6 protein-coding genes are annotated in these 10,649 nt (G+C 61.3%); 1 reads left to right on the top strand and 5 read right to left on the bottom strand.

Annotated features, from left to right (window positions below; genetic code table 11):
• The 4 genes from EKO19_RS38070 to EKO19_RS38055 all read right to left on the bottom strand — a co-directional run.
• Positions 1–827 (bottom strand): choice-of-anchor tandem repeat GloVer-containing protein (locus EKO19_RS38070; protein WP_217705863.1); only part of this gene is annotated, 827 nt, incomplete at its 3' end.
• Positions 828–1,532: 705 nt separating this feature from the next.
• On the bottom strand, positions 1,533–5,063 hold the full coding sequence (locus EKO19_RS38065) for a beta strand repeat-containing protein (RefSeq protein ID WP_129782677.1): 3,531 nt from the start codon (positions 5,061–5,063) through the stop codon (positions 1,533–1,535).
• A gap of 365 nt (positions 5,064–5,428) precedes the next feature.
• A complete protein-coding gene (locus EKO19_RS38060; RefSeq protein WP_129782676.1) occupies positions 5,429–7,141 on the bottom strand; it encodes a choice-of-anchor tandem repeat GloVer-containing protein in 1,713 nt (570 codons plus the stop codon).
• A gap of 279 nt (positions 7,142–7,420) precedes the next feature.
• On the bottom strand, positions 7,421–9,112 hold the full coding sequence (locus EKO19_RS38055) for a choice-of-anchor tandem repeat GloVer-containing protein (protein ID WP_175597354.1): 1,692 nt from the start codon (positions 9,110–9,112) through the stop codon (positions 7,421–7,423).
• Between the two features lie 324 nt (positions 9,113–9,436).
• Here EKO19_RS38055 and EKO19_RS38050 point away from each other — a divergent pair, with 324 nt between their 5' ends.
• Positions 9,437–9,658: a hypothetical protein gene (locus EKO19_RS38050; protein WP_129782674.1), complete on the top strand. Its 222-nt coding sequence runs from the start codon at positions 9,437–9,439 to the stop codon at positions 9,656–9,658.
• Here the strand turns inward: EKO19_RS38050 and EKO19_RS38045 are convergent.
• A partial coding sequence (locus tag EKO19_RS38045) for a choice-of-anchor tandem repeat GloVer-containing protein (protein ID WP_217705862.1) occupies positions 9,651–10,649 on the bottom strand: 999 nt, incomplete at its 5' end. The genes EKO19_RS38050 and EKO19_RS38045 overlap by 8 nt on opposite strands.

Genomic DNA, 10,649 nt, shown 5'->3' with positions numbered 1-10,649 from the left:
TCGGAGTCGCCGCTGAATGAATGGAGCACGGTCTGCGTGCCGTCGGGCGTGATCATGAATACGGTGCCCAGATCATTCTCACCACCGCCCTGGCTGGCTCCGTAGAGATTGCCGTCCGGGCCCTCGACCAGAGCTCCGGCCGGGTACGATGCGCCCGGCGGACTTCCGAAAGCGTAGAGCTCCGAGGCGGTCGCCGGCTCACATGAAACTTTCGAGTTGCTTGCCGGCGTGTCGCCGCCCGTTCCGGAGCCGTTGTTCACCGTGCAGCGCGACCCTGTGGGGCTGCTGCGAACAACAATGTTGTAATCGGCACCGCTGGCGACAGCCGTCGGCATCGTGAACGTCGTTGCGTTGGCGGGCACATTCAATGTGTCGTTGCCGTTCGCGAGGACCAGCCCGGTGGAGATCAGCCCATCGACCGAGCCGCCGACGGTTGCCGTTATTTGCGTGCAGGCAATCGCGACATTCGCGATGTCGCTCGCTGCCACCGTGCCTGAGCCCTCAGTGATTGCGCACTGATAGCCGGCGGGCTGTGTGCCAACAGAGATGCTGTACGAAGTACCGCTGGGCACTTTCGTATTCAGGGTGAATGGCCCATTGGTGGAGATCGTCTGCGCACTCTCGCCGTTGTCGGTCACAGAAAGTTGCGCACCATCGGGCAGACCGGAGACGGTGCCGCCGACGGCGAAGGTCGGAGGAGGGGCGTCATTGTTGCCGCCGTTGTTTCCGGCGTCAGCGCCACTGCCGTTGCTACCGCCACCACCACCGCACGCAGCGAGCGCGACCGTGAGCACCAGAAGGCCGAGCCCGGGAAGAGACGCTTTCATCAGTGAGTTTCCTGTACTGCTGACGGACGACGACCGGACGCACCCGGACATGAAGGGCATGATCCGTTGGCACCTCACGAAATCGAACCGACCGAACAGGTGGGATGAGGCGTCGTGTCAGGTGGGTATCCGTGCGGGGGCACAACTCACGTGAGGCAGGCGATTGCGCCACCTGCCTGGCCGGCATTCGCTCTCGGAGCGCGCGGAACTTCGTCACATGTCTGGTTAGGGGGCGATCGTTTCCGTAAGAGAGTTGATTCGCGCGTTGGATGAGCAGCAGGCAGCAGGCCTCGGTGCGCTGAAGTTGCTTGGTAGAGGACTACCAAGCCGAATCCGGCAGACGATCGCCATCATCGGCGCGCAGGGCTGTCGAAACATCTGCCCTGAAGACTCTCGCCGGAGAGAAGCGGAGTTGGGGGTTGAGGTGACAGCTTTCGAACCTGCGACATCTGCGCTTCGTGGACTGTTTCTGGTGGTCAATGGAAGCGCGCGAAAACACGATTCCATTTCGTTCCTTCAGCGTCACTTTGCGCACGGCAGTGCGGTCACTGACGGCCGGAGCCTGCGTGCGCTGGGTCTTCGCGAGCCCCGCTTCTAGCGTGGCTCAACGTGGACCGTTGCCCACGGGGTTCAGAAGGACGATGCCTTTTTCGATGCCTGCGGATGTAATACCGGCACACCACGCGTCAAGAAGCGCATGGGCGCTCAATTAAAGTGTACGGGACGAGTGACGATGTCCTTGCGATTGTGCCCGGTTGGGGGCGTGCGCTCATAGACGAGTTGCATGTCCTGGCCGCCAGCCTGGTCGGTCGTGCCAATGAGTTGTGGGTACGATGCAGTACCGGGAGAGGACTCCCACGCCAGAATCGTGTTGCCACCCCAATTCAAACCATCTTTGCTGAACGAAATGTGGACATTGGTATTGTCGCCATTGCACTGATAGACCATGACGAACTCGTTCAAGTATGAGTTGAAGGAAAGATTGCCGCCGTTGGTCTTAGCCGGCAGGCTGTCGACGGCGGTAGCACCGATATGCGAAACGGTCGGATCCACAGGAATCGTGAACTGCTCGTTCGAATCCTTCGCAAACCACGTACCGGGCATGCCATGCGGGTCCTTCGACACATAGGGTACTTGCCCGTCGTAGCCGAGCCAGCGGCTATTTTTTTCGTCCCAGATAGGTCCGACGTTCAGGTTCGATCCGTGATAGCCCCCGCCATTGGCGGGCTTCAGTGAACCGACGACCTGACCGTAGTCCGTCCAGGAGTAACCATCGTCCGTCGAAATCCACAGGCCCGTGGAGTTCTGCTCACCGTAGACTCCATCGGAGAAAATGTGGTTCTCCGCGTGTACGAATGCAACCAGCGAGCCGTCTGCCATACGGTGCGCTTCGTTCATCCAGTCGCCGTTATAGTCGTAGGCGTTTGGACCCGATGGGACTCCAGGTGCCCGCGTGCGAGTTACCAGAGTTCCTGGCGCCGGTTGCATATGCATCAGGTCGGGACCGGCGTAGCGATGCGCCCAACCATCCCCCCAAAACAGGATCATGGTCGATCCATCCTGGCTCGGCAGGAACGGGAACACGCTGTCATTGAATGCGTTCGTGTCGACCCCCGACACATGCGGCGTTGGCACCACCTGAGCATGACCGACAGTAAAGGTGGGCACATAGGGACCGGCGGCCGACGCGGCTGCGACTTTGATCTGCAGAGTAGTAGATATGCTGCCGATATCGTTGCTTGCGGTCACCGTGTATGGCGCTTGCGCTACTATCTCCGTTGGTGTGCCGCTGATCACGCCTGTGCCAGTGTCCATATCCAGGCCGGCGGGCAATGCTGGCGATACGCTGTAGCTCTTGATCGGCCCGCCTGAGCTGCTGGGCAGATTCGGCGTGATAGGCTGATTTTGCAGGTAAACAATCGCCATGGTCGTATAGCTCAAATTGGCGGGTGACGTGAGCGCGTTGACCGTCACAACGACGTTGTTGGAGACAACTTCCCGCACGTTGGCGGAAAGGGTTGCCGTCCCAACGCTGATCGCGGTGACCAGCCCGTCGAGGACGGTGACGTTGTCGGTGGTGCTACTCCAAGTGAGAGCAGCTGAGTGCGTCAGGTCCTGCGTGGTCCCATCACTGTACGAGCCTGTCGCGCTGAGTTGTTGCACAGTGCCGGAAAAGAGCGTGATGGGTGTCGAGGGCGTGATCTCGATCGACGTGAGCAGCGCGGGCGTGACGTCGAGAGTCACTCCCTGTGAAACGATCGAGGTGGTGGCGGAGGTCGCTGTAATGGTCGCGGAGCCCAGTTGCAGAGGGCTCGCGAGTCCCCAACTTCCCGCCGCGTTGCTGATCGTGGCGACGGAGGGAGTATCCGAAGTCCAGGTCACGCTGCTCGTCAGGTCGTGAGTCGTGCCATCGGTGTAGATGCCGGTGGCGGTGAATTGTTTAGTGAGACCTAGCGGAACGCTCGCGGAGTCTGCGCTGACCTGGATCGACTGCAGGGTCGCGTCACCCACGACCAGGGGCACCGAGGCCTCTATGCCTTGTGCGGCGGCGGTGATCGTGGCTTGGCCAACACCCTTCGCGGTGGCCAGGCCAAATGGAGTCGCGTTGCTGATTGTGGCGACCTGGGGGTCGCTCGAGGACCAGACCACCACGCTCGTCAGATCGTGGGTCGTACCGTCGGTGTAGGTGCCCGTAGCCGTGAACGGCTGCGTCGTGCCGAGCGGTATGCTCGGCGCAGAAGGTGCAATTGCGATCGACGACAATGTGGCGGCCGCCACAGTGAAGGAGACCTGGCTCGAGACAATGTTCCCCGAAGTGGCGGTAATGCGTGTGATTCCGACGCCCGCGGTGGTCACCAGCCCATTGCTGCCGATCGCGTTGCTGATCGTGGCAACGCTGGGTGTATCGGAGGCCCAAGTCACGTTGTTTGTGATGTCCCGGTGTGTGCCGTCGCTGTAGAAACCTGTAGCGATGAACGGTTGCGTGAGACCCAGCGCCACGCTGGGCAGGCTGGGGCTCACTTGAATGGACTCGAGAATGGCTGGCGTCACCGTCAGACTGACTGAAGCTCGAACATCACCCGAAGCCGCGGTGATCGTGCTGTTGCCCGCACCCGATGACGTGGCCAGTCCAAAAGGCGGCGCGTTGCTGATCGTCGCCACGTCAGGGGCGTTGGAGGACCAGACGACGGTGTCGGTAAGGTCATGGGTCGTATGATCGCTGTAGGTGCCGGTCACCGTGAACTGTTGTGTTGTCCCGGCGGGAATGCTCGGGGTGGCAGGCACAATATCGAGTGACGCCAGAGAGGCGCCGGTGACGGTCAACGGGATGGCGCTTGAGACCAGGTCTCCCGATGCAGCGGTGATGTTTGCCGTTCCAACCTTGGTGGAGCTCGCAAGGCCTTGTCTGCCCATCGCGTTGCTGATCGTGACCACCGCGGGGTTGTCCGAGGCCCATGTGACGCTGTTCGTCAGATCCTGGCGAGTGCCGTCGTCGAAGAGTCCGGTGGCGGTAAACTGTTGTGTAAGTCCTGGGACCGCACGCGCAGAGGTCGGTGTCACCTGAATCGATTGCAGTACTGCCGCGGTCACCGTAACAGCGCTGCTACCCGAGAGGGTGCCGCATAAGCTGGGCACGGAGCATGTTGCCGTAATGGTCTCTGGACCGACGGCGAGCGCGTGCTCCAGGCCGGAGCTGCTCACGGTCGCAATAGCGGATGCCGAGGAGCTCCAAGTCATATCGGCGGAGACATCTTGGGTCGTCCCGTCGGAGAAAGTCCCGGTGGCGATGAGTTGTTCGCTGGTACCCACCGCCAGCGTCGTCGCGGCAGGTGTCACCGCAACCGACATCAACACGCCCGGCGTCACGGTGAGGTTCGCTGTCGCGCTTTGCCCACCGTAGGACACCGAGATGGCTGCAGTCCCTACTGTGAAGGTGTGAACCGAGCCCGTGCTCGCCCCGACGCTGGCGTTCGCGGGATTCGAGGAGTTCCACGTTGCCAAGCCGGTGAGGTCAGAGTGTTGGTTGTTACTCCAGATCCCCGTGGCGGTAAGTTGAACCGACGTACCCACGGCCACCTTGGGGCTCGGGGGGGTGATCTCGATCGACTGCAGCGTGGCGGCGGTGGCTTGCGCGACCTGTTTGTGGTCGTGGCATCCGGCGAGCGCGACTAGCGCACACAGCACAACGGCTGTCATCAGACCAGACCTGGATGGTGACTGAATGGCGAACTTCATGATTCCTTCCGGCGGGCTCTCTTGACATCAACGCTCCTCGCGCCGGTCGGATGAGTGACAGAGCTCCGTCAGAGAGTTCCCCGAAATCAGGCGATCGCATCTTTGGGACTGGCGACATGACCCAGGATGCGAGCGCTGCCTCTGGTTTGATTCCCGCCGACAGAACCGCTCTCAAATGCGAAGTTGAGCGAAAAAGTACCGAGCCCTCGACGGACTCGAAGTCATCGATCGTCGAGTGTGCGAAACGATGGTAGGTGTGAGGCGTTGCTTCACGCGCGACCTGGAAGCGGCGTAATTCATGATGGTGAAACGAAAACAGGCCGCGCAAGAATCCTTCTCGCGCGGCCTGTCTCGATGGCATCACCTCAATTGAGCTTGAACACGCTTCCGTTGTCGTTCGGACCGCCGCGTTTCGTCACGCCATACAAAGTGCCATCGGCACCCTGGGTGATCGTGTCTATCGGGTAGTATTCCTTCGTCTCATCCTCATCCTGGAACGTATGCAGTACGGTGTAGGTACCGTCGAGCGTGACGCTGTAAAGAGCGGCATTAGTGAGCCCATATAGTTTGCCGTCGGCCGCCTGGAAGGGTGCACCGGTTGGCGGATACAGGTAGCCGTAGTCGGGATCGGTATCGCTGCCAAAGGTGTGCAGCACGGTGATCGCACCCGAGGGAGTCACCCGGAAGAGGGTTGCTGCGCCATAGGCGCAGCAGCTCATAAGACCTTGTGTAACACCGTAGAAGTTGCCATCGTTGGCTTGAATGATGCTCCCGAGGGGGAAATTGCTGATGTTGTCGTACGAGCTCACGATCGACAAGGTTCCGTCGAGCGTCATTTTGAAGAGAGCCGTTTGTGCCTGACCGTACAGATTGCCGTCGCGCCCCTGGATCAAGCCGCTGTACCGGTTGGCGTCCAGATCATAGTCGCCCAGGAATAGCATCACGCGCTCCTCGCCGTCGGGAGTGAGCCGGAAGATCGTTCCACGGCTTTGCGGACCACCCTGCTGGGTCACGCCATAGAAATTCCCGTCGCTCGCCTGAAGCAGCTTGCCCGTTGGAGCCCAGCCATCGCCCGGGCCACCGAATGACCAGAGCACCGATTCGGCTCCCGCAGGGGTGATCCTGTACACCGTACCGCTTCCGTAGGTGCCCCCCTGCTCCGTGATGCCGTAGAAGTTGCCGTCGTTGCCTTCCAACAGCGGACTTAGCCACGGTTCCCACCCATCGGAGCCCGTGCCGAACGTCCAGAGGACGGTCTTGGATCCATCGGGAGTGATCTTGTATACGGTGCCGGTATTGTCTTGGCCGGCGTCTGTAACACCGTAGAGATTCCCGTCTCGACCCGGAGTGACTGCGGCGGCAGCAGGGGACTCTGATCCCTGGAAGGAGTAGACCGTCGATAGAGTAGCGGGCCCGCACGAGATACGCACGTTGTCGACCGGCGTGTCATCGGCCGTTCCCGATGCATTGCTCACGTCGCAATGCACGGCAGTCGGGATGTGACTGACGGCAATGTTGTAGAGCGTGCCGCCCGCAACGGCTGTCGGCAGCGTGAACGTTGTCGCATTGGCCGGGATCTCCAGTGTGTCGTTGCCGTTGGTGATCGCCAGGCCGTCAGCATCGAGGCCGGTGATCGAGCCGCCGACAGTGACGCTGACCTGAGTGCAAGCGATGGCAACATCCGTGATGTTGCTTGCGGGCATGGTGCCGGCAGCGCCGGTGACATTGCATTGATAACCCGTCGGCTTCGCGCCCAGCGTGACGCTGTAAGCACTGCCAGCAGAGAGTTTTTCCGTCAGCGTGAAGGGACCATTGCTGGTGATCGACTGAGCGTTCGCGCCATTGTCGAGAAGGGAGAGCTGAGCGCCATCGGGGAGTCCGGAAACCGTTCCACCGATGGAATAGGTGTCATCGACAGGGGTGTTGCCGCCGTTGTTCGCTGTGTTGCCGCCATTGTTCGCGGTGCTACCACCATCGGTGTTCGCGGGGGCGCTGGCACTGTCGCCGTCGCCGCCTCCACACGCCGCGAGCAGGACTGTGAGTGGAATGACGCTGAGCCAAGAGAGGGACCTGTTCATGAGTAACGTTCCAATGTCGTGAGCGTGGTGTGCGCGGTTATGGACGGATGCGAGTTGGAGCGAGTCGTCGAGCGCATCGGTAACGCATGACGGAAAAAGGTTCCGGCCGGGCGTCTGATATGTGATGTACCCGTGGACTGGCACGAAGCAGGATGACGTGTCCGTTGTTCGACACGATGTACTTCACGCGCGACCTGGAAGCGGCGTATTTCGCGATGGTGAAACGAAAACAGGCCGCGCAAGATTCCTTCTCGCGCGGCCTGTCTCGACGACCTCACCTCAATTGAGCTTGAACACGCTTCCGTGGTCGTTCGGACCGCCGCCTGTCGTCACGCCATACAAAGTGCCATCGGCACCCTGGGAGATCGTGTCTATCGGGGAGTATCCCTGCGTCTCATCGTCATCCTGGAACGAATGCAGTACGGTGTAGGTACCGTCGAGTGTGACGCTGTAAAGAGCGTCCTCGCTGACCCCATACAGGTTGCCGTCGGCCGCCTGGAAGGGCGCACCGGTTGGCGAATCCCCGTAGTCCTGGTCGGGATCGACATCGCCGCCAAAGGCGTGCAGCACGGTGGTCGCACCCGAGGGACTCACCCGGAAGAGGGTTCCTGCGCCATAGGCGCCGCCCTGGCTCATGACACCGTAGAAGTTGCCATCGTTCGCTTGAATGAGGCTCCCGACGGGGGAATTGCCGATGTCGTGTTCGCGACCGGCGTACGAGCTCACGATCGACAAGGTTCCGTCGAGCGTCATTTTGAAGAGAGCCATTTCGGCCTGACCGTACAGATTGCCGTCGCGACCCTGGATCAAGCCGCTGTACCAGTTGGCGTCCAGATCATAGTCGCCCAGGAATAGCATTACGCGCTCCTCGCCGTTGGGAGTGAGCCGGAAGATCGCTCCCCTGGTTCCGGGACCACCGTCCCAGGTGATGCCATAGAAATTCCCGTCGCTCGCCTGAAGCAGCTGGCCCGTCGGAGCCCAGCCATCACCCGGGCCGCCGAATGACCAGAGCACCGTTTCGGCTCCCGCGGGGGTGATCCGGTACACCGTGCCTTCTCCGTAGGTGCCCCCCTGGTCCGTCATGCCGTAAAAGTTGCCGTCGTTGCCTTCTAACAGCGGACTGCTCGGTTCGCTCCCATCGAAGCCCGTGTCTAGCTTCCAGAGAACGGTCCTGGATCCATCGGGAGTGATCTTGTAAATGGTGTCGGGGCCCGGGTTTGGCCATACGCCGACTGAGATCCCGTAGAGATTCCCGTCCCGACCCGGAGTTACTGCGGTAGAAGGAGAATCTGTCTCCGAAAAGAAGTAGACCGTCGACAGAGTAGCGGGGCCGCACGAAACACTCACGTTGTCGACCGGCGTGTCACCGGCCGTTCCCGATGCATTGCTCACGTCGCAATGCACGGCAGTCGGGATGTGACTGACGGCAATGTTGTACGGGGTGCCAATCGCAAGTGCTGTCGGCAGCGTGAACGTTGTCGCGTTGGCCGGGATCTCCAGTGTGTCGTTGCCGTTGGTGATCGTCAGGCCGTCAGCATTGAGGCCGGTGATCGAGCCGCCGACAGTGACGGTGATCCGAGTGCAAGCGATGGCGACATCCGTGATGTTGCTTGCGGGCATGGTGCCGGCACCGCCGGTGACATTGCACTGATAACCCGTCGGCTTCGCGCCCAGCGTGACGCTGTAAGCGCTGCCAGCAGAGAGTTTTTCCGTCAGCGTGAAGGGACCATTGCTGGTGATCGACTGAGCGTTCGCGCCATTGTCGAGAAGGGAGAGCTGAGTGCCATCGGGGAGTCCGGAAACCGTTCCACCGATGGAAAAAGTGTCGACAGGGGTGTTGCCGCCGTTGTTCGCGGTGCTACCACCATCGGTGTTCGCGGGGGCGCTGGCACTGTCGCCGTCGCCGCCTCCACACGCCGCGAGCAGGAGTGTGAGTGGAATGGCGCCGAGCCAAGAGAGGGACCTGTTCATGAGTAACGTTCCAATGTCGTGAGCGTGGTGTGCGCGGTATGGACGGATGCGAGTTGGAGCGAGTCGTCGAGCGCATCGGTAACGCATGACGAAAAAAGGTTCCGGCCGGGCGTCTGATGTGATGCGCCTAGGACTGTTCCCTCAATTCGTATCGCGCTCCCTCACCGCTCACCCCGTTTGGCGCCTTGGCGCGCACGAGCCGCTGACTCACGCTCCGCACGATTGGGATTCATCTGATCCGCGGAGATGGAACGAAACAGATCAGCAGCGCGGGGTGCAAAGCGCATGGCGGGCTTGCAGTCGGCTCTCGACTCGCTCTCGCAAATGGATCACAACACTCTCGGACTGATGCAGTGTGCGCTGCGCGTCCCCGCTTCAGAGAACTGGCGTGACGTGCTTGGGGACATCGCCTCACTCGACGAGCGGGAGCAGAGCCACGTGCTCGCGACACTCTCCATGCAGATCCAGAAAGTGCCGCACACGCAGGCGGTTGATCTGACCACGGCGCCGTTGCCGTTCGGCCGCGCCTTCAGCTCCATCACTTGAGCTGAATCACGCTGCCGGCGCCATTCGCGCCTCCGGAAAGCGAGATGCCGTACAGCGCGCCGTCGGCAGCCTTGAGGAGAACGTCATAGGGAGAGCCATACGTGGATGCCTCCGCGAACGAATACAGCGTGGTGAGCGTGCCCGTCGGCGTGATTCGAAACAGTGAGCCCTGGCCGGGAGCCCAGGCCACCTTCGTCATTCCGTAGAGGTTGCCGTCACTGCCCTCGATGAGCCCGTCCGACGGACGTTGAGCCGTTCCCTGGTCGAACGAATACAGTACCGAGAAGCCACCGTCGGGAGTCAATTGGTAGATGGTTCCCTGACCAGCGGCACCGCCATACTGGGTTACTCCATAGAAATTGCCGTCGCTTGCCTGCAGAAGCTGGCCGATCGGATAGATGCCATCGGCATCTTCGAATGTCCACAGCGTCGTCACGGTGCCGTCGAGCGCCATCCTGAAGATCGTCCCGAATGCAGGAGCTGTGGGTTGCTGGCCGATGACCCCGTAGAGCGCGCCATCTTTGCCCTCGATGAGCCCGCCGCTTGCAATCGAACCTCGGTAGCCGACGAGGCGGTCGAAGACGTGCACGACCGTTTCGGTTCCGGATGGAGTGAGGCGGTAGATCGTGCCCTCGCCATTGTCGCCGCCTAGAGAAGTCACTCCGTAGAAGTTGCCATCGCTCGCCTGCAGCAGCTTGCCGTAGGGTGCACTGCCGTCCCGGTAGTCGGCACCGAACGACCAGAGCACGGTTTTCGTGCCGGTCGGCGTGATCCTGAAAGCGGTGCCTCCCCAGTACTCGCCGCCGCCGCTCGTCGTTCCGTAAAAGTTGCCGTCGCGGCCGAGAGTGAGACCGCCGTCCGGATATTCGCCGTCGGAGTCGCCGCTGAATGAATGGAGCACGGTCTGCGTGCCGTCGGGCGTGATCATGAATACGGTGCCCAGATCATTCTCACCACCGCCCTGGCTGGCTCCGTAGAGATTGCCGTCCGG

It is taken from the genome of Peristeroidobacter soli, from assembly GCF_004138485.1.
Lineage (GTDB): Bacteria > Pseudomonadota > Gammaproteobacteria > Steroidobacterales > Steroidobacteraceae > Steroidobacter > Steroidobacter soli.
The sequence above is the reverse complement of the archived record's forward strand: the minus strand, read 5'-3'. Positions and strand labels throughout refer to the sequence as shown.